The following is a 19,638-nucleotide window of genomic DNA, read 5'->3' as shown; positions in this document are numbered from 1 at the left end:
TTGATAGGGGGTTGGTACAGATTTAATAGAATTAAACACAAATCATCTATATGTATAGATATTCAGGAAAAATTGGTGGGTTGGCATTCAAACTATTTGAATGCGTTTGAACTACATGGCTTAAGAAAGGAATACAATATGGTTGATTATAGTAAATCAAAGCATGTGAATGTTTTGGATTTTGGTGCAGACCCAACCGGTACGAAGGATTCCGCACCAGCAATTCAAAATGCCATTAACTCGGTGGCCGCTGTTCCCGGTGGTGGTTCTGTCGAGATTCCTTCGGGAATCTATCTTGTGAGTAATGATTTTATTAATCTCAGGGATAGGGTAGAGGTGTATGGTCATGGATTTTCAACACAAATTATTGGGTTTAATAAAAACCCGAAGATTTTAAGAGATGTTGATGGTGACGATATGGAGTGTCAAGGGGTATTTCATATGGGGTCATACAATACCTTTGTGGGTGATATGGGAACAAATATACCAATGCGTTTTGGGGTACGGGATATGTTTATTCGTGCCGCCAATCTTAATCTTTTGAATCCTAATATTCGTAAAGGATTTTTTGAGTATCAAATTGCTCAGGGTAAGCACGTTGCTGATAATTATATACCGGATAATATTGCGGGCATTATTGTTCATACAAGATATAATATTTTTAATGAACCTGAAGCTGCCCCTATTATTTCAAATGTTGAAATCTGGGATACGGCAATCGGAATTGCCATCCTGGGTGAACATGATCGTGCTATGAAGGTTGATAAGGTCCGCATTCGTAAAACTCGCAGACAAGGGCTCTTGGTGGGAAAGCCGGTGGGTCATGTTCAGCGTAGAACAGAGAGTTTGAACTCTGGAGCTGCGGATAATAAGTTTGTGATGGTTGAGGTCTCTGATGCCAATCTTGGTGGCGGATATCATGGGGCAATTGAGGTGTACGGAGCTCAATGTAAATTTGTGGCATGTACCGCCTGGTTTGCTATTCGCAATAAGCCAAATTCCGACCTTTATCACGATAGAGATCAGTACCGCAGAAAGTCTGGTGCCGGGTGGGCGATTTTTGGCGAACGGAATATGTTCATCGGATGTACCGCTCAGGAGAATGGCGGGCACGGGTGGGTCGTAGGTTTCAAGGATAATCAGTTTATGAATTGTCTAGGTGAGTCCTCGAGTCTCGAGAATTCACTTATTCTTAAGGGAACTGCACGCACTGATGAAGCAGCTAATTGGTATATTGGACGAAATGCTTCTGGAGCACGCCTAGTATCGCCGCGTTCGGCTAATCCGAAAGTTGGCCAGCGTTCCTCGCGTTACGGGTTTTATCTGGAGAATAAGCTGGATGATATTAGTATTGTGGCCGGTTCATCGCGTAATGCCCGTGATGGTAATAAATTGACTTCGAATGACGGTCGGCACCTTTTCTTTAGGAGAGATCGCAGTGTCCCCTGGGGCAATTTCTATATTGATATTAATTTTGTGGTCTATAGGACCTCGCAAGATAATGAGATTAATCGGAATAGTCAAAATGACGTAAAAGTTTAATCATTCTGAAATAATTGCGCGGAGAGTGAATCCCGAGTATGTTCAAAGGGATTCACTCTTCTTCTACTCTCACACCTTTCACCGAGGATAGAAAATGAAGAAAAACCTCTCGACCCGTGGCGCGGCGGCACTGTTGGCGCTGGCTATGGGGTATATGGGTCAGGGCGTAGCCCAGGCGGCATACATTCAGCCGAAATCTGCACAGCCTGTAGAAGAGCTGGAATTTGATGTTAATTGTTTTGACATGCACTTCTATTACGGCAAGAACACTATGGGCAGTTTGGATTGGGCGGAGTGTACCGGCCTGATTACGAAGAAGCAGGTTGTTGGGCTGGCTACAACCCGTGAAGATAAGTTGCCGAACGGGGTCATGACCATTTCGCGTGGCCGCTTGCTGGAGTACCTGTACCATCTGGCGGGTTCACCCGAGGTGAAGAACCTGCCGGAGAAGTCCCCGTACACCGACCTGACTCCGGGCGATGCGCGCTATAAGGTTGCTATTTGGGCGACCCGGGTGGGCTTGACCACCGGTTGGTCTGATGGTTCCTTCCACTACGATACTCCGGCGAGCCGTGGCGCCTACTTTACTTTCCTTTATCGTGCTGCGGGTAGCCCCAAGGTGACTCTGGAATCCCTGGATGCGGCGAATGCTGTGCGTGCGGAAAAGGGTGCTGCTCCCATTAAGGAAGGGAGCGAGTTGCATCGAGCAATGAGTTGGGTTTATCAGCATGCTTTAAGGAGGCCCGATGATAACCTTGATAGTGTCTGGTTGAGTGTTAGCTACACCGAGTACAATACCTGGGAAATCAATAAAATACCGGATTTCTATTACGCTTCGTACCCTACTATTTTCACCCCTCTCGCGATTCTTGATTACCATGAAGAGCTGACGCCGATTGTGGCTCGTCTGCAGTCGCTGTCCTAGCGGCAGGTGAGCGGGAGGGCTTGCTGGGGGCGTGTTCCCTGCATCTGGTTCGTGCGAGTTTTCGTGCGTGCTGGAGGCGGTGGGCACGCCCCTTTTGTTGTGCTCCTTGGCTGTGATTAGGGGTACCGGAAGGGTGTGTTTAACCGAACTATTCTTCGGAAAACAGCCTCAGAGCACCCCTGGGAGTGCTATTATGGGCATATTACGAAGAATAGTTCGTATAACCTGAGGTTCTGCAGCGGTGAGGAGGAAACCCCATGGCATTCGACGCAACGAGGTTCGCACAGGAATTTGGCGCCCAGGTTCGCGCCGTCCGCAAGTACGAAAAAATCACCCAAATGGAGTTGGCGTGGATGGTCGGGCTCAGCGATAAAACAATCCGCGATATTGAGCGTGGGTTGCCCGGCCCGTCAATTGGTGCGGTCCTCAAAGTCGCCCAAGAGCTCGGCATCGAGCTGGCCATCACCAACCCCCTCACCTAACCCCTCCCGCACACTGCGATAGAAAACAGAACCTGGAGAAAAGCCATGACAGATGAACTGATGGCAGATGTCTATAAAGATGGTGTTCTCGCCGCATATTTGAGGCGAGATGCCAACGGGCTGATTCATTTCACCTACCGGGCAGATTATGAAGGCCCGGCAATTGCCACGAGCCTGCCTTTAGACGCGGAATATACCGCAGAATCAATTCCCCCTTTCTTCCAGAATCTTTTGCCTGAAGGCTATAGGCTCGACGTTGTCAGTTCCGAGAAAAAAATCAGCAAAAATAACACCCTGGGCTTATTGCTGGTGATTGGTTCTGACGTTCCAGGCGATGTGCAAATTATTGAGCACGGGCGGGAACTGTACACCGCCCCTGCCGCATTGGTGAATAACCCTGAGGTTGTTTCCTTTGCAGAACTGATGGGTACGGTTGACCGCCGAGGACTGCCTGGCGTTCAAGAAAAGCTGAGCGCCGTCATGAAAACTCTGCCCGTGCATTGGACGGGCGCTGGCTACGATGCGCTTCTGAAAATCAGCCCGCAACGCATGCCTGGGCTCGTGGAAAACGAAGCTGCCCACCTTACGGCGGCCGCGCTCATGGGGATTCCTGTAGCTCAGCATGAGCTTGTCTATGATCGAGATGGCGTGTCAGGTTTGATGGTCTCTCGTTTTGACCGAACACCCTCTGGGGGACGCATCGCCATGGAAGATGGTGCCCAAATTTTGGGTATTCCTTCAGGTGAGAAATACACGGAAGACAACCATGCCGTGACAACAGAGAGCGTCATTCAAGCAATGGTGAAGCTTGCTGCTTCCCCGGCTATTGCCCGAAGGAATCTTTACCTGCATTTTCTCTACGCCTGGCTGACAGGCAATGGGGACCTGCACGCAAAAAATATTTCGCTCCTCAAGGGACGCCGTGGATGGGAAGTAGCTCCTATCTATGACATCCCCTGTTCGCTTGTACACATTAAATCCCTGTCTATGGCGCTTAGCGTGAACGGAAAAGATAACTCGAATCCCGGTGACGGTTCACCACCCGAAGACTGGAAGATTACTGTTGACGATTGGCTTGCTCTTGCCGATACCATCGGTCTTCCACCCAAGGTGCAGAAAGACGCCCTAAAGCGTGCTCTCAAAGCGGCTCGAGCAGTTCGCTGGCCCACAGCCCGAGCCGCCCCGGGATATGTTTTCAACTCAAATGCCTCACCGTTTAAGACCATGCAGAAAGAGTTGGAACGCCGTCAGGACGAGTTTGAAGAATACCTTCATCCGTGCTCCTAAGGCTCCTGACTTCTTGAGCCTTCGTTATTTCTAAATTCTCCTCGTGAAGTATCTGTTGATATAGACACTTCGCAATTTCTATAAAGGAACCATCATGCAGAATGGACGCGCAGGACGCCTGCACCCCGCCGTCGGCACTGCCCGCCGCCGCCTCGCCGCCGCCCTCGAAAAGCTCCTCGGCGCAGGAAGCATCAAAGCCACCGGACGCTCCCGCACCGCCTCCACCTCGGACGCCGCCGACCTGCCCCTGCTCCTGGTCGCCTGCAGCGGCGGCCCCGACTCCCTCGCACTGGCAGCCATTGCCGCGCACTTCGCCCGCCGCGGCGACGTACGCGTAGGCGCCATCATCGTCGACCACGACCTACAAGAAAACTCCGCCGCAGTCGCCGCGCAGACCGCGCAGACCCTCACCGACCTGGGGCTTCACCCCGTCATCACCGAAAAAGTGCAGGTTCCCGTCGGCAACATGGGCCCCGAAATGGCGGCGCGCACCGCCCGCTACGCCGCCTTCACGAAAGCCGTTGAAGCCACCGGCACCCGCGCCGTACTACTCGGCCACACCCTCGACGACCAGGCAGAAACCGTGCTACTCGGCCTAAGCCGCGGCTCCGGCACACGCTCCCTGGCGGGCATGCCGCCCGTACGCGTCGAAGGGGGTGTCACCTACCTGCGTCCCTTCCTCGGCCTGCGCCGCACCGACATGCTCGACATCTGCGACGCCGAAACCCTCACCCCCTGGATCGACCCGACCAACACCGACCAAACCCTCATGCGTGCCCGCATCCGCCACAGCGTGCTGCCCTACCTGGAGGAGCACCTCGGCGGGGACGTCGCCCGCTCCCTGGCACGCACCGCCTCCGTAGCTGGCCCCGACGCCGAATACCTCGACGAACAGGCACAGGCAGCCTACAAGCAGGCGCTCCTACCCGCCGGAACCGCCGTGCGCGGCATCGAACGTGAAGACGCCGTGCTGCTGGACCGTGCGCAGGTGGCGGCGCTGCATCCGGCGCTTCGTTTGCGTGTGCTTGCGACCGCCTGCAAAGCCGCCGGGGGAGAGAACCCCGGCTTCGAACGACTGCAGGCGCTGGACTCTTTCACCGCCGAATATGCGGTAGCTGGGCCCGTTCAGATGCCCGGTCACGTGAGCGCGTACCGCCGCCGCAAAATTGTGCATCCGGCAACCGGTGAACGCCTGGACGTGCTCGTATTAGTGTCAACTCGACCCTAACTAGGTGCCCAGCTAGGTGCCCGCGGAAGCATCCTCAGCACACACTATCTGCGTGGTGAGGTGCGCCGCGGCGCCGTTTTAAGCCATACTTAAGGCGAACACCATCCACATTATCCGCCGTGGGAAGGCATGAAACCCCTTTACCTGGGGCCCCCGGCGGAGGCGCAGAGCGTCTAAAGATACGAAGGAATACATCGTGCAGGCTATCGACGTGCAGGACGATATTAAGAACGTTCTCTTCAGCAAGGAAGAGATTAACGCGAAGGTCGCCGAACTGGCGGCACGCATCGACGAAGACTACGCCGGTAAGGACGTGCTGTTGGTGGGTGTTCTCAAGGGCGCCATCATGATCATGGCTGACCTTTCCCGCGCTCTCAAGGGCCACTACACCATGGACTGGATGGCTGTTTCTTCTTACGGTTCCGGCACCAAGTCCTCCGGTGTTGTGCGTATCCTCAAGGACCTGGACACCGACCTGGTGGGCCGCAACGTCCTGATCGTTGAAGACATCATTGACTCCGGTCTGACCCTGGCATGGTTGCAGCAGAACCTGATTTCTCGCGGTGCAGCTTCCGTTGAGATTTGCACCCTGCTGCGCAAGCCCAAGGTCGTCAAGGCTGACGTTGAGGTCAAGTACGTCGGCTGGGATATCGAGCCCGAGTTCGTTGTTGGTTACGGCCTGGACTTCGCTGAGAAGTACCGCAACCTGGACTGCGTCGCAACCCTGCACCCGCACGTTTACTCCTAAGCCTTCACCTCAGCAACCATGCTGTTAGGTGTGACGCCCCGCCTCCTCACGCTTGTGGGGGAGCGGGGCGTTGCTGTACCTGGTGGTGGATGCGGGACGTAGCCGCCAAGATGCGCCGCCGCCGCGGATACCCGGCAAAGAAAATGCACTCTCACCCCCGCCGAGTGCTACAACCCTTTAGCCCGCAGGTGAAATAGAGAAGCCCGGTACCTAGCCGCTCGCCGGGGTAGGGTACATTTAAGGTTGCATCGTTGGGTGTTCCGGCTGGCATGCCGCACCCCCAACGGGTTACAGCCGCAACGTAAGGACAAAGCATTGGCGCAAACCCCCAATACTCCGCAGAAAGGCTCGGAGGGATTCCTGAAGAAGCTGATTAACGGCCCCTGGTTCTGGCCGGGCGCAGCTCTCGTGATCATGCTGGCTTTCCTCATGACCTCCTTCTTCACTCAGCCCTCGCGTCAGGTGGACACCAACGTGGGTCTTCAGATGCTCAAGGACCACCAGGTCAAGAGCGCAAAGATCTACGACGGCGACCAGCGCGTCGAGCTGCAGCTTAAGGACGACTACAAGAAGGGCAACGACAACTACGGTAAGTCGGTGCGCTTCTACTACGTGCAGCCCCGCGGCGAAGAAGTTGCTAAGGCAATGGAATCCGCCGAGCTGGAAAGCTACACGGACCAGCCGGTTGAGCACAGCTTCCTGGGTTCCCTGGTATCCCTGCTGCTACCGATTCTGCTCTTTGGTGTGCTCTTCTGGTTCCTGATGGGACGAGTCGGAGGCGGCTCCTCCGTCATGAGCTTCTCCAAGTCCCGCGCGAAGAAATTCACCAAGGACAAGCCGGAAGTCCGCTTCAGCGACGTCGCCGGCGTGGACGAGGCGCTCGCCGAACTGGAAGAAGTCCGCGAGTTCCTGGCTGAACCCGAAAAGTTCACCCGCCTGGGTGCAAAGATCCCCAAGGGCGTTCTGCTGTACGGCCCTCCCGGCACCGGTAAGACCCTGCTCGCCAAGGCTGTGGCGGGCGAGGCTGGCGTGCCGTTCTACTCGATTTCTGGCTCTGACTTCGTTGAAATGTTTGTGGGTGTGGGTGCGTCCCGCGTGCGCGACCTGTTCAAGGAAGCGAAGAGCGACCCCGCCGCCATCGTCTTCGTCGACGAGATTGACGCTGTTGGCCGCCGCCGCGGCGTCGGCATGGGTGGCGGTAATGACGAGCGTGAGCAGACCCTGAACCAGCTGCTGGTTGAGATGGACGGCTTCGACGGCAACTCGAACGTCATCGTCATTGCGGCAACGAACCGACCCGACGTTCTGGACCCGGCGCTGCTGCGTCCCGGCCGTTTTGACCGCCAGATTGGTGTGGACGCCCCCGACATGCAGGGCCGCGAACACATCCTGCGCGTTCACGCGGCAGGCAAGCCAATCGCTAACACCGTTGACCTGGCTCAGGTTGCTAAGCGTACCCCCGGCTTCACCGGTGCTGACCTGGCGAACGTCATGAATGAGGCGGCACTGCTGACCGCCCGCGATAACGGCAACGTGATTGACGACCGCGCTATCGACGAGGCAATCGACCGCGTCATGGCTGGTCCGCAGCGTTCCTCGCGCATCATGAACGAGCACGAGCGTAAGGTCACTGCATACCATGAGGGTGGTCACGCCCTGGTCGCGGCGGCACTGCGTAACTCCGCGCCGGTCACCAAGATTACTATTCTTCCGCGTGGCCGCGCCCTGGGTTACACCATGGTCATGCCGCAGGACGACAAGTACTCCACGACCCGCCACGAACTGCTCGACCAGATGGCGTACGCGATGGGTGGCCGTGCGGCTGAGGAAATTGTCTTCCACGACCCGTCCACCGGTGCGTCGAACGACATTCAGAAGGCGACCGACACCGCCCGCAAGATGGTCACCGACTACGGCATGAGCGCCGTGATCGGTTCCGTGAAGCTCGGCGGCGAAGACACCGAACCGTTCCTCGGTGGCGGCGGCGCTTCGGCACGCAACTACTCCGACGCAACCGCGGCAAAGGTCGACGCTGAAATCCGCGCCCTGCTGGATCAGGCACACGACGAGGCATTCCAGATTCTGCTGGAAAACCGCGACATTCTGGACCGCCTGGCGTACGCCCTGCTCGAGAAGGAAACCCTGCTCGAGAACGAGATTGCAGAAATCTTCAAGGACGTTCGCAAGCGCCCCGAGCGTGAGTACTGGTACTCCAAGCCGACCCGCGAGCGCACCAACATCCCGCCGGTGAAGGCTCCGAGCGAGCTGGCTCAGGAGGCGCAGAAGGCTGAGGAAGCACCTGCCGATGCACCGGCAGCTCCTGCTACGGCACCTACTGTTCCCGTAGCACCGGCTGCACCCGCACAGCAGGTTCCGGTAGCACCTACGCAGCCGTTGCCGCCTCAGGTGCCCCTCACCAACCCGGACGCCGACCCGACCGTCGCAATGCCCACCCAGCAGTACCCGAACTACCCCGCCCCTCCGGCACAGCGCCCGGAGAACGGCACCCCGAATCAGAATGGAGCAGAGAATGAGCGAGGCTAAGAACGCCGTCGACCAGCCGCGTATTGAGGCTGCCGTCCGCGAGATTCTGCTCGCGATTGGCGAGGACCCGGACCGTGACGGCCTGCAGCAGACCCCGGCACGTGTGGCGCGTGCCTACGCGGAGTTCTTCTCGGGCCTGCACCAGGACGCCGGCGAGATTCTGGGTACGACCTTCGACATCGCCCACTCTGAGATGGTGCTGGTGAAGGATATTCCCTTCTACTCGACCTGTGAGCACCACCTGGTGCCGTTCCACGGCGTGGCGCATGTGGGTTACATTCCCGGCCCGGACGGTAAGGTGACCGGTCTGAGCAAGCTCGCCCGCGTGGTGGATCTGTACGCTCGCCGCCCGCAGGTGCAGGAGCGTCTGACCACGCAGGTGGTGGAGGCTCTGGAGGAGCACCTGAACCCGCGCGGCGCGATTGTGGTGATTGAGGCTGAGCACATGTGCATGTCGATGCGCGGTGTGCGTAAGCCGGGCGCGAAGACCGTGACCAGCGCGGTGCGCGGTGCGCTGATGAACGGCGCAACCCGTGCGGAGGCGATGAGCCTGATCTTCTCGCAGCGCTAAGCATCGGGATGATCATATAGCCATACGACAGGGGGCAGGATTCTAAGGAATCCTGCCCCCTGCGCTGTGTAGCGGCATTTGTTGGGTCGTATGACGAGTGCCCTTGCGTGAAGAGCATTAGTGATTGTAAAGTTGTTACTACTAGAACCGGCACCACTCCTTCGGGAGTACAGGACCGGTCTTCTTTTTTAAGTGATTGACGCTCATTCCTCATTTGGGGGCAGGCACACTCTAGACACGCTGAAGGGGCGGAGGTGAAAACCTCCGCCCCTTTTCGCATCGCCAAAGTGCTCTGAGAATGTGTTCTGAGCCGGTACCTTCCGCGGCCGTGGCGGCGCCGATCATGCCGCACCGCAGAAGCTAGAAGAGCCCCGCCGCTAACGCTGCAAGCTACCCTTCGCCTCGCTCGGATTATCCCAACCCAGGGCAAGAGTCACGATCAAGCCCACGGCAATGAAACCGCAACCGGTCGCGGTGCCGAAAGCAATCCAACGCACGGCAGGGGCGCCTTCAGCGAGCACAATAGTCACCAGTGCGGCAAGAGCTACCAGGGAGAGGATCCAAGCTCCAGTCTTCATATTCACAACGAGTCACTTCCTAGAGTATGTATGTGTGGGTGCGCACCGCCGACCGGGAACGCGCCCGGCACGGTATGCGTGCCCTCCCAGCATACCTTTAAATAAGTATCTGTAATGCAAGTATTGCATGCCGTGTCCCCAGAATCGACCCCACAGCTGCCCCAACCCCCGCCCCAATCACTGTGTCAATCACTACGCCAAACTCCACCGCACCGCAGATTCGGTAGGATTAAAACCATGATCGAAGACACCGCCCCCCACCCTGCCGTTTCCGCCGCACCCCTGCCCTGCGATGCGCTCGCCGCCGAACGCACCCTCGTGATGGGCATTCTCAACGTCACCCCCGACTCCTTCAGCGACGGCGGACAGCACTACGCCGCCGCCGACGCTATCGCCCGCGCCGCCCGCATGATCGCCGAGGGCGCCTCCATTATCGACATTGGCGGTGAGCCCACCCGCCCCGGTGCCGTGCGCATCAGCGTGGAGGAGGAGCAGCGCCGCATCCTGCCCGTCATCGAGGCAGTCGCGCAGATGGGCACCACCATCAGCGTGGACACCATGAACCCGCAGACCGCCCGCGCCGCCATCGCCGCGGGTGCGCACATCATCAACGATGTGTCCGGCCTGAACGTGAGCGATGAAATGATTGAAACCACCGCCGAACTGCAGGTGCCGTACATCCTCATGCACGCCCGCGGCACCTCCCAGACCATGGACAGCCTGGCGGAGTACCCGCGCGGCGTGGTCACCGAGGTTGTGGAGGAGCTGACCGGCCTGCGTGAGCGTTTCCTCGCCGCCGGTGTGCTGCCGCAGAACCTGATTCTTGACCCGGGTCTGGGCTTCGCGAAGGGCGGTATGCAGGATTGGGAGCTACTCGCCGCCATTGACGAGCTGCAGGGCCTGGGGCACCGCCTGCTCATTGCCGGTTCCCGCAAGCGTTTTATTGCGAACGTCCTGACGGCGGCGGATATGGCGCTGGCTGAGCGCCTGAACGCGAGCGGCTTCACCGCAACCGCTGCCGGTGAGGCTGAACGCGAACTGTGGCAGTCGCTGTCGGAACCGCGCCCGGCTCAGCATCGTGCGGCAGCTTCTGCGGCGGTGACCGCCCTGGTGGCGGCGCGCGGCGTGTGGGCGGTGCGCGTGCACGACGTGCCCGCCAGCGTGGATGCGGTGACGGTTGCCTCCGCGCTGCGTTCTGTTAGCTAGAGCCCTGCCAGCTAAACCCCGCCCGCAACCGCCAACTACCCGAATACCCTCTAGGAGACCCCCAATGACCCAGGCAGACTACGCACGCCACGACCGCATCACCCTCACCGGCATTACAGCCAAGGGCTACCACGGCGTGCTCGATTTTGAGAAGCGCGACGGCCAGCCCTTCGTCGTGGACGCAACCCTGTACAGTGATTTTTCCGCTGCGGCCGTTACCGATGACCTGACGAAGACCACGAACTACGCGCTCGTGGTGGACCTGATTCACCGCCACGTGACGAACGGTTCTCTGGACCTGATTGAGACCCTCGCCGTGAATATTGCCGAGGGTATTCTCGCCATGTTTGAGTACGTTGAGGCGGTGGAGATTACCGTGTCGAAGCCGCAGGCGCCGATTGAGCTGCCGTTCGGTAACGTTGCGGTGAGCGTGTTCCGCGAACGCGCCGCTGAGGACGGCCGCTAGTGGTGGGTGCGGCAGAGTATGCGCACCGCGCGGTGTTGGCGTTGGGCTCGAACCTGGGCGAAAGCGAAGACACCCTGGAGCGCGCCGTCGCCGACCTGGTGGCGGGCGGCGTGCAGCTGGTGCGCGCCTCCGGGCTGTACCGTACCGCCCCGGTGGGGGGCCCGGCGGGTCAGCCGGATTTCGTGAACGCGGTCATTGAGGTGGCCACTGACCTGGGCGCCTACGAGCTGCTGAAGCTGTGTAACGCGGTGGAGGCGGCGCATCACCGTGAGCGCCTGGTGCGTTGGGGCCCGCGCACCCTCGATATTGACGTGATTGACTATGACGGCGTGATCTCTGAGGATCCGGTGCTGACTCTGCCGCATCCGCGGGCGCAGGAGCGTGCTTTTGTGCTGGTGCCGTGGGCGCAGATGGACCCGCAGGCGCACCTGACGGTGACCCGGCGTGCGGAGCCTTCGGGGGAGCGGCCGGATGAGGTTCCTGCGCCGCTGAGCCGCGAGGTCGTGAACGTTGCGGAGCTGGCCTGCACGCTGGTTGAGGCGCATGAAGACGCTATTAGCTATATGCGTGAGATGAAGGTACCTGATTAGCCTTAAATGTGGCACTCTGGAAGGTAGAGGAACCTACCGAAAGGAAACACCATGAAGCCCCTGAGCTATCGGGCGATTATTGTGGCGGCGGTGTGCGCTGCCGCTGTCGCTCTTATGGTGAATTCCGTGATGATTGGCGCCGGTTTTGGTGAGCTGAATTTTTCGTGGATGCTCGGCGCGGTGTGCCTGCTGGTTGCGGCGGGTGCCGTGTGGCTGGGTGTGCAGGTGGCTCGTTATCGTCGTATTCAGACGCGTGAGAAGGTGCCGCATATGGGCCCGATTCTTGCGGCGCGTGCGGTGGCGTATGCGCAGGGGGCCATCATGACCGGTGCCCTGTTGACGGGCTGGTGCGGTGCGATTCTTGGCTACCATCTGGCGATGGTGTCTACGCGCGGTTTTTCGGTGGTCTTTTGGGAGGTTCTTGTTAATTGTGTGGGCAGTGTTGCCCTGCTGATTGCTGGCCTGTGGGCACAGCATTGTTGTCGTATTCCGCCGGAGGATGATGAGGATGCGGCCTCCTCTTCCGGTGCTGTCAAGCCGCGAGAGGGAGGAACCTATGTCGGCTCCTAACCAGAATAGTTATTCGCCGAATGGTCGGTATGGGCAGGACGCCCAGCAGGGTCAGTATGGTCAGCCTGCTCAGCAGAACCAGTACGGGCAGTACCAGCAGGCGGCTTACGGTCAGCCTGGTGCCCAGTATGACCAGCAGGCGCAGTATGGACAGCAAGCCCAGTACGGTCAGCAGGTTCCGCCTGCTGCCGCGTACCCGAACGCGCCGCAGCCAGTATCTTCTCAGCCGGTAAGCTCCCAGCCGGTTCCCCCGCAATCTGTGCCGGAGCCGCAGTGGGTACCCGCCGCCTCCGGCTACCTGACGGTTCGTTTTGTTCACACTATTTCTGCCTTGGCGTTCCCGATTCTTGCGGGTGTTGCCCTGTATTGTGCGGGTGCGTTCTTCGGTGGCCCGGAGGCGCTACGCATCGTCGGTCTGGCGGTAATCGCGGTGTTTGGTCTGTGGGGTCTGTGGTGGATTCTGACCACTCCGCGCCGCACTCGCGCACTCGGCTACGCGCTGGAGTCGAATCACCTGATGGCTCGCCGTGGCATCGTGTTCCGTTCCATGAGCTCCATGCCGTACGGTCGTATCCAGTATGTTGATGTGGATTCGGGCCCGCTCGAGCGCATGTGCGGTGTTGCCCGCCTGACGGTGCGCACCGCGGGCACGACCACCGGCACGATGGTGCTGTTCGGTATTCCGCTGAACGTGGCGGAGGAGCTGCGCGCGGATCTGGTGCGCCGCGCCGATGAGCGAATGGCGGCACTCTAATGAGTACCCCGGTTCCGCCCAACCCCGCGCCGCAGGCACCGCAGCCTCCTGCCTCACAGATGCCGCAGGAGCAGAAGTGGTGGCGTGCCGATATCCGCACGTTCATCATGAACCTCTGGTTCATTATTCTGCTGGCGTTCGGCTTCTTCCAGAGCATTATCCTGAATATTCTGACCACCCCGCCGAACGAGTGGGGCGCGCGCCTGACGCAGGCATTCGACGAGAACAGCAGCTACCTCAGCGCGACGTACTCGCAGCTCATCGGCTTCGCCGTGCTCATGCTGATTCTGGTTGGCGGCTCGCTTGACTGGTGGTTTACCCGCTACAGTCTGGACGATTTGGCAATTCACCGCCGTAGCGGTTTTCTGTTCAAGAAGAACCGCACGATTCGTCTGGAGAGCGTGCAGAGCGTGGACATTTCGCGTCCTCTGGTGACTCGTCTGCTGGGTCTGTCGGAGCTGCGTTTTGAGGTGGCTGACGGCTCTTCGGAGGCACTGCACATCAAGTACGTTTCTGCCCGCAAGGCGGAGGTTCTGCGCCGCACCGCGATGGCGAGTATTAACCTGCTGCGCTCGGAGGCGGCTGGCCGCCCGGTCGATGTGCTACCCGGTAGCATGCAGATTTCTGCGGAGCGCATGCCGGATGCGGATCAGCTGCACCAGCCGTTCGAGGCCTCCTATGGTGCGCCCGTGCAGGACAACACCCAGCAGTCTGAACCTCAGCAGCCCGCAGCATCCCGCCGCGGCGCTCGCGGCCGTATGCCGATGCCGGTCGCGGCTGACCCCTCGCAGCCGCCGATTTTCCGCATCTCGAATGTGCGTCTGATTGCCTCCATCATGCTGGAGCACCTGGTGTGGCTGGTTCCTGCCGTGGCCCTCATGGTCGGTGCCGCCGTCTTCGCCGCGATCATGGGTGGTGAGAGCCCGTTCCTCATTTTCATGGCGATACTGCCCGGCACCTTCGCGCCCATGGTTGGTTACGTGGTTGCCCTCTGGACACGGTTTGATGGTGCCGCGAACTTCAAAATCACCCCCAGCGGTCAGGGCGGCGTGACCCTGCGCTACGGTTTCACCGGCACGCACACTCAGAACGTGATGGTTGAGCGTATTCAGGCGCTGGCTGTGGAGCAGTCCATCCTGTGGCGTGCATTCGGCTGGTACCGCATCAAGATGACCATTGCCGGTATTGGTATTGAGAAGAACGACAACCAGAAGCTGGTGACCCGCAATGTTGCCCTGCCGGTTGGCAATAAGCAGGAGACGCTGATGGTGTTGCGTCTGCTGTTGCCCGCCCTGGATGAGGCACAGGCGCAGGTGCTACTGGATACCGCCGACGGTTCGCTGAAGAGTCAGAAGCCGCAGGTTCCGGCAATGATTGTGACGCCCTCTTCGGCGCGCTGGATGGACCTGCTCACCTGGAAGCGTAACGGCGTGACCACGGTCGGTTACACTGCCGGTTCGGTGCAGGCGACTACCCGCATTGATTCTGATGCGGCGCGTTCGAGCGTTGGCGAGCATACGCGAGGTGACCTGTTGCTGATTCGTGGCGGCTACTTTATCCGTACGCTGTCGATTGTTCCGGTCAGCCGTGTGCTGAGTGTGAGCCGAGGTCAGGGCCCGCTGCAGCGTGCCTTCGGATGCGCGAGCGTGCATTTCGGTACGGTGCCCGGCCCGGTGCGCACGCTCATGATGCACCTACCGCCGCGCGTCTGCGAGGACCTGGTGTGGTTGATGACGGTTCGGCTGGAGGGCATTGAGCCCTACTACCGCGTACCGGAACCTGCGCTGGGTTCTGCGCCTGCTGCGAATGGGTACAGCGCGCGCTAACCCGCCAGTAAAACTACAGATCGCGCTCTGCCGCCGGTGTTCTTCATAACACTGACGGCAGGGCCGGCGTGAAAGGGAGAATATACTTAAAGCCGTGATACAGCATTCAAAACCTGCGCGTTTGGGCATTGGAATTATTTCAGCCGGGAGGGTCGGAGCCGTCCTCGGTGCGGCTCTGCGCGCCTGCGAACACACGATTGTGGGTGTTCATGCGGTGTCTGAGGCTTCTCAGGAGCGCGCCGCGATGCTGCTTCCCGATGTGCCTCTGCTGCCTGTGGAACAGATTGCCGAACGTAGCGAATTGCTGATTCTTGCGGTTCCCGATGATGAGCTGCCGAGCCTTGTCACCTACCTGGCATCTTCGGGAAGTATTACCGCCGGTCAGATTCTGGTGCACACCTCCGGCCGCCACGGCACCGAGGTTCTCGCACCGGCGACCGCACTGGGTGCTATCGGTTTGGCGATTCACCCCGCCATGACCTTCACCGGCATGTCCGTGGACCTGCAGCGCCTGAACGGCACCTGCTTCGCCGTGACCGGACCGGCGCCTTTCATCCCGATTGCTCAGGCACTCGTGGTGGAGGTGGGCGGCGAACCCGTGCACGTTGCCGAGGCCGACCGAGCACTCTACCACGCAGCCCTGGCGCACGCCGCGAACCACCTCGTAACCATCCTGGGTCAGTCCCAGCAGATGCTCGCCTCCATCGGTATTGAGGACCCGGCACGCTACATGGGCCCCCTCGTGCGAGCCGCCGTGGACAATGCGCTCGCCAGCGGTGAGGGTGCTCTCACCGGGCCCGTGGCACGTGGAGACGCAGGCACCGTGAAGGCTCACCTTCAGGCTCTGAATGAGTACTCAGAGCATGAGAAAACAGGTGATATTACAGACTCTTATGCCGCTCTGGCACACGCAACCGCAAAAAGAGCGCATAATAGAGGTTTGTTAAACGATGAACAACTGGGACGAATTGAGAATCTGCTGGGTGAGTCTTCGGACCGCAACCACCCCGGCGATATTGATGATTCAGCCCCCGAAAACAAGGAGTTCTCGTCATGACTGAGACTTCGATGCCCCGAGTCGTGACCACCATTGCGGATTTCCGCACGGCAATCACCGAATCCCTTGCCGCAGCGCAGGAGGAACTGGACCGAGCAGCCCGCCAGGAGGCGGAGCAGAACGGCACCGCAGTTCAGTACACGAACGCATCCCTGGGCTACGTGCCCACCATGGGCGCCCTGCACGACGGCCACGCAACCCTGTTGCGTCGCGCCACTGAACAGAATGATGTAGTGGTCGCCTCCATTTTCGTGAACCCGCTGCAGTTTGGCCCCGGCGAGGATTACGAAGCATACCCGCGCACCCTAGAGGCAGACGCTGCCCTGGCTGGTGCCGCCGGTGTTGACATTATTTTTGCCCCCGAGGTTGAAGAGATGTACCCCGACGGTGACCCGCTCATCCGCATTTCGAGCGGCGAGCTGGGCACCAAGTTTGAGGGTGCGACCCGTCCGGGCCACTTTGATGGCGTGCTGGCCGTGGTCAATAAGTTCTTCAACATTATTCGCCCCGCAGCCGGTAACCACCCGGTGAACGCGTACTTCGGTCAGAAGGACGCTCAGCAGTACATCCTGATTCAGCGTATGGTGCACGATTTCAACCACGACGTGACCATGCGCCCGGTGGCGATTGTTCGCGACGATAACGGCCTGGCGCTGTCTTCGCGTAATGGCTACCTGTCGGATGAGGAGCGCGAGTCTGCCCTGGTGCTGTCCCGCACCCTGGCTATGCTGCGTGAGAATTCGCTGAACCGTGGCTTCCACGAGATTGATTTGGACGGTGCGCGTGAGCGTATCAACTCCACTCCGGGTGTACGCCTTGACTACCTGGAACTGGTCGACCCGATGACTTTCGGTGAGCCGACTGAGGAGTCGGAGCGAGTGCTGGCACTGGTTGCCGCGTTCGTTGGCCCGACCCGCCTGATTGACAACATGGACCTGCGCTAAGCGTTCGTTCGTTTAGAAGAGTCCCCAACACACTACACAGATAGGTATCACTGTGAGCACTGAGCACACTGCCGCACCGGCGATTGCTGATATGTCCGAGCAGATGCAGATTCGCCTGGAGAAGCGTGCGAAGCTGATCGAGTCGGGTCGCGAGGCATACCCGGTGGGTCTGCTGGATTCTGAGGGCAACCGCGTGGAGCCCAACCACATTGAGGATCTGCGCGCCGAGTACGATCCGAAGCTGGCTGCTGAGGAGCTGAAGGCTGGCGACGAGACTGACCGTGTGGTGCATGTTGGTGGCCGCGTGGTGTTTGTCCGTAACACCGGTAAGCTGTGCTTCGCGACCCTGCAGGGTGGTACCGAGGGTAAGCGCATCCAGGCGATGCTGTCGCTGGCTGAGGTGGGCGAGGAGTCCCTGGCTGAGTGGAAGTCTCTGGTTGACCTGGGTGACCACGTGTTCGTGACCGGCCGCGTGATTGTTTCTCGCCGTGGCGAGCTGTCCATTATGGTGACCGACTGGAAGATGGCGTCGAAGGCTCTTCGCCCCATGCCGGTTCTGCACAAGGACCTGAACGAGGAAACCCGTGTTCGCCAGCGTTACCTGGACCTGATGGTTCGCGAGGAGGCTCGCGAGCTGGTGAAGAAGCGCGCCCTGATTACCCGCACCGTCCGCCGCGTGCTGGAGGATCACGGCTACATTGAGGTTGAGACCCCCGTTCTGCAGCTGGTGCACGGTGGTGCGACTGCTCGCCCGTTCCGCACCCACCTGAACGCTTTCGACCAGCCGATGACCATGCGTATTGCGACCGAGCTGCCGCTGAAGCGCGCTGTGGTTGGTGGTATTGAGCGCGTGTACGAGATTGGCCGCGTGTTCCGTAACGAGGGTGTGGACTCGACCCACAGCCCCGAGTTCACCACCCTGGAGTGCTACGAGACCTACGCAGACCAGTTCGTGATGGCTGAGCGCATGAAGGAGATTATCCAGTCCTGCGCGAAGGCTGTTGGTACCGAGCGTATTGAGACCGAGAACGGCACCATCGACCTGTTCGGTGAGTGGAAGTGGGTCGGGGTGTACCCGGGCCTGTCTGAGGCTGTGGGCGTTGAGATCACCCCTGAGACTGACGCTTCTGTGCTGCGTGAGATCGCTGAGAAGCACGAGGTGGACATCGACCCCAAGTGGGACGCTGAGAAGCTGGTGACCGAGCTCTTCGGTGAGATTGTTGAGCCGACCCTGGTGAACCCGACCTTCGTGTACGATTACCCGCCGAGCGCTCAGCCGCTGGCTCGTCCGCACCGTTCCGGTGAACCTCTGATTGAGGCGTGGGACCTGATTATTGGCGGTATGGAGCGCGGTACCGCGTTCTCCGAGCTGATTGACCCGGTCATTCAGCGTGAGCGCCTGACCGCTCAGTCGCTGCTGGCTGCTGCCGGTGACGATGAGGCGATGGAGCTGGATGAGGACTTCCTGCGCGCCCTGGAGCACGGTGCGCCCCCGATGGGTGGCCTGGGTCTGGGCATTGACCGTCTGATTATGCTGCTGGCGGGCGACCAGGATCCGGAGCGTCCGGGTACTGTGGTGCGTCAGCCCGGTATTCGTGAGACTATTCTCTTCCCCTTGATGAAGCCGGAAGCCTAAGCTTTAGCTTCACCTTGAGAGGCGATAATGCGGCGGGTGCCGCGGATACGGTTGTATCTGCGGCACCCGCCGTTTTTGCGTGCACTCTTTTGCACGGTGTATAGCGTGTGCTGTGGGCTTGGATTGGTATTTGCACAGGTCAGGGGTGTTTTTCGGTGCTTTTTTACTCTATTCTGGTGCTGATTTATGCTGCTCTATTCGTTCTGGCGGGGGTTTCTGCTCTTATACACGAATGTGTCGCATAGAAAAGAATGAGCTGTTGGGATAGGACCAGAATTTCGCTTTTAAATAGCCTGGGAATGCCTGGAGTGAATAGCGTATTGTGGGTGCCCGTGCGGGTGATGTAATTCCTGGGGATTGTTGGTGGTGCCGTGTTGTGCATTGTTCGATATTGTCCCCATAGTGTGTGCCGGAGGAATCCAAAGTATTTGCACTCTAAACTGCGCATTAATGTGTGCGGGGTGGGTGAGGATTTAACGGAGGTGAACGGAATGGATATATCGCTCAGGGCGATCAGCGCATTGTTTCAATATTCAGGAAGTTTTCGGAATCTTTAATATATTTCTGTTATTATGTGAAAGAAAATTAGTACATAAATATATCCGGCACACTATTTTCTCAATCTCCGATAGAGGCTTTTGGGTTTATCCACAGGATATATGCAACAGATGAGGAGGTGCCTCA

At 59.0% G+C, this 19,638-nt stretch carries 18 protein-coding genes; 17 read left to right on the top strand and 1 reads right to left on the bottom strand.

Annotation, left to right across the window (positions count from 1 at the left end):
- Positions 1-138: 138 nt before the first annotated feature.
- From QZ822_RS02405 to folE, 8 genes are all read left to right on the top strand, one after another.
- Positions 139-1,542, top strand: coding sequence for a glycosyl hydrolase family 28-related protein (locus QZ822_RS02405; RefSeq protein WP_083321764.1), 1,404 nt, complete (start codon positions 139-141; stop codon positions 1,540-1,542).
- Positions 1,543-1,636: 94 nt separating this feature from the next.
- On the top strand, positions 1,637-2,467 hold the full coding sequence (locus QZ822_RS02400) for an S-layer homology domain-containing protein (RefSeq protein WP_070832273.1): 831 nt from the start codon (positions 1,637-1,639) through the stop codon (positions 2,465-2,467).
- A 257-nt stretch (positions 2,468-2,724) separates the two neighbouring features.
- On the top strand, positions 2,725-2,949 hold the full coding sequence (locus tag QZ822_RS02395) for a helix-turn-helix domain-containing protein (RefSeq protein ID WP_070691310.1): 225 nt from the start codon (positions 2,725-2,727) through the stop codon (positions 2,947-2,949).
- 45 nt (positions 2,950-2,994) lie between these two features.
- Complete coding sequence (locus QZ822_RS02390; protein WP_294642305.1) at positions 2,995-4,236, top strand: type II toxin-antitoxin system HipA family toxin; 1,242 nt, start codon at positions 2,995-2,997, stop codon at positions 4,234-4,236.
- Between the two features lie 94 nt (positions 4,237-4,330).
- On the top strand, positions 4,331-5,464 hold the full coding sequence (gene tilS, locus QZ822_RS02385; RefSeq protein ID WP_294642303.1) for a tRNA lysidine(34) synthetase TilS: 1,134 nt from the start codon (positions 4,331-4,333) through the stop codon (positions 5,462-5,464).
- 196 nt (positions 5,465-5,660) lie between these two features.
- Complete coding sequence (hpt, locus tag QZ822_RS02380; protein ID WP_005504342.1) at positions 5,661-6,212, top strand: hypoxanthine phosphoribosyltransferase; 552 nt, start codon at positions 5,661-5,663, stop codon at positions 6,210-6,212.
- 315 nt (positions 6,213-6,527) lie between these two features.
- A complete protein-coding gene (ftsH, locus tag QZ822_RS02375) occupies positions 6,528-8,756 on the top strand; it encodes an ATP-dependent zinc metalloprotease FtsH (protein ID WP_294642301.1) in 2,229 nt (742 codons plus the stop codon).
- A complete protein-coding gene (folE, locus tag QZ822_RS02370; protein WP_005507626.1) occupies positions 8,743-9,327 on the top strand; it encodes a GTP cyclohydrolase I FolE in 585 nt (194 codons plus the stop codon). Before ftsH ends, folE begins: the two co-directional genes overlap by 14 nt.
- 377 nt (positions 9,328-9,704) lie before the next feature.
- On the opposite strand, the gene QZ822_RS02365 is transcribed toward folE, so the two are convergent.
- Positions 9,705-9,911, bottom strand: a complete 207-nt coding sequence (locus QZ822_RS02365) for a hypothetical protein (protein WP_070688722.1) — start codon at positions 9,909-9,911, stop codon at positions 9,705-9,707.
- A 231-nt stretch (positions 9,912-10,142) separates the two neighbouring features.
- Here QZ822_RS02365 and folP point away from each other — a divergent pair, with 231 nt between their 5' ends.
- The 9 genes from folP to lysS all read left to right on the top strand — a co-directional run bounded on the left by folP (position 10,143) and on the right by lysS (position 18,954).
- Positions 10,143-11,111: a dihydropteroate synthase gene (folP, locus tag QZ822_RS02360; RefSeq protein ID WP_294642298.1), complete on the top strand. Its 969-nt coding sequence runs from the start codon at positions 10,143-10,145 to the stop codon at positions 11,109-11,111.
- 64 nt (positions 11,112-11,175) lie between these two features.
- A complete protein-coding gene (gene folB / locus QZ822_RS02355; RefSeq protein ID WP_294642297.1) occupies positions 11,176-11,577 on the top strand; it encodes a dihydroneopterin aldolase in 402 nt (133 codons plus the stop codon).
- Positions 11,577-12,167 (top strand): 2-amino-4-hydroxy-6-hydroxymethyldihydropteridine diphosphokinase, encoded by a 591-nt coding sequence (gene folK / locus QZ822_RS02350; RefSeq protein ID WP_294642295.1) that lies wholly within the window; start codon positions 11,577-11,579, stop codon positions 12,165-12,167. The genes folB and folK overlap by 1 nt, the downstream gene beginning before the upstream one ends.
- Positions 12,168-12,218: 51 nt before the next feature.
- A complete protein-coding gene (locus QZ822_RS02345; RefSeq protein ID WP_294642293.1) occupies positions 12,219-12,737 on the top strand; it encodes a DUF3180 domain-containing protein in 519 nt (172 codons plus the stop codon).
- Entirely contained in the window at positions 12,724-13,491 is a 768-nt protein-coding gene (locus tag QZ822_RS02340; RefSeq protein ID WP_294642291.1) for a PH domain-containing protein, read from the top strand. The genes QZ822_RS02345 and QZ822_RS02340 overlap by 14 nt, the downstream gene beginning before the upstream one ends.
- On the top strand, positions 13,491-15,317 hold the full coding sequence (locus QZ822_RS02335) for a PH domain-containing protein (RefSeq protein ID WP_294642289.1): 1,827 nt from the start codon (positions 13,491-13,493) through the stop codon (positions 15,315-15,317). Before QZ822_RS02340 ends, QZ822_RS02335 begins: the two co-directional genes overlap by 1 nt.
- Positions 15,318-15,411: 94 nt before the next feature.
- Positions 15,412-16,374 (top strand): Rossmann-like and DUF2520 domain-containing protein, encoded by a 963-nt coding sequence (locus tag QZ822_RS02330; RefSeq protein ID WP_294642287.1) that lies wholly within the window; start codon positions 15,412-15,414, stop codon positions 16,372-16,374.
- Complete coding sequence (gene panC / locus QZ822_RS02325) at positions 16,371-17,318, top strand: pantoate--beta-alanine ligase (RefSeq protein ID WP_294642285.1); 948 nt, start codon at positions 16,371-16,373, stop codon at positions 17,316-17,318. The genes QZ822_RS02330 and panC overlap by 4 nt, the downstream gene beginning before the upstream one ends.
- A gap of 103 nt (positions 17,319-17,421) precedes the next feature.
- Complete coding sequence (gene lysS / locus QZ822_RS02320) at positions 17,422-18,954, top strand: lysine--tRNA ligase (RefSeq protein WP_239663389.1); 1,533 nt, start codon at positions 17,422-17,424, stop codon at positions 18,952-18,954.
- Positions 18,955-19,638 lie beyond the last annotated feature (684 nt).

Source organism: uncultured Rothia sp., from assembly GCF_916715725.1.
Taxonomy (GTDB): domain Bacteria; phylum Actinomycetota; class Actinomycetes; order Actinomycetales; family Micrococcaceae; genus Rothia.
This window is presented reverse-complemented; position numbering and strand designations above follow the sequence as displayed.